1 pseudogene is annotated in these 760 nt (G+C 71.3%); it reads left to right on the forward strand.

Going from position 1 to position 760, the window contains the following annotated elements:
- Positions 1 to 25: 25 nt before the first annotated feature.
- Positions 26 to 760, forward strand: a pseudogene (locus N864_RS22805) (transposase); the annotation flags it as partial.

Here is a 760-nt window from a genome sequence, read left to right on the forward strand (position 1 = left end):
GGGCCGAACCGGTAACTCTCATTAGGGCGCCGGGTTCGGCTACACCCGGATCCGGGGCCTGAACGCGCTGATCGCCACCCTCACCACGAGCGGCGGCGCGCCGCTGGTCCTCGCGCAACGGCTGCGCAAAGGCAACTGCGGCTCGCCCCGCGGCGCGAAACGCCTGGTCGGTGACGCCGTCAAACAGGCCCGCCGCCTGCTCGGGCCGAAGGCGCCGGTCCTGGTCCGGATGGACTCGGCCTACTACGGCCGCGACGCCGTCCACGCGGCGACCGCCGGCGGCGCCCACGTGTCGGTCACCGTCCGGATGGACCTGGCGGTCAAGGCCGCGATCGCCGGCATCGACGACGCCGCGTGGAGGCCGATCAAGTACCCGGACGCGATCTTCGACGAGACCACCGGCACGTGGATCTCGAAGGCGGAGGTCGCCGAGGTCCCGTTCACCGCATTCGCCAGCAAGAAGAAGGCCGACCGGGTCCCAGGCCGGCTGGTCGTGCGCCGCATCCCCGACGTCAACGCCGACAAGAAGAAGGCCGCCGGGCAGGGCACGCTGTTCGACGTGTGGCGCTTCCACGCGTTCTTCACCACCGCCCCCGCCGAGATGCTCGACACCGTCGCCGCCGACCAGGCCCACCGCGGACACGCCATCATCGAACAGGTCCACGCCGACCTCAAGGGCTCCGCGCTGGCCCACCTGCCCTCCGGCAAGTTCACCGCCAACGCCGCCTGGCTCGTGCTCGCGGTCATCGCGTTCAACCTC

It is taken from the genome of Intrasporangium chromatireducens Q5-1 (assembly GCF_000576575.1).
GTDB classification, from domain to species: Bacteria; Actinomycetota; Actinomycetes; order Actinomycetales; family Dermatophilaceae; genus Intrasporangium_A; species Intrasporangium_A chromatireducens.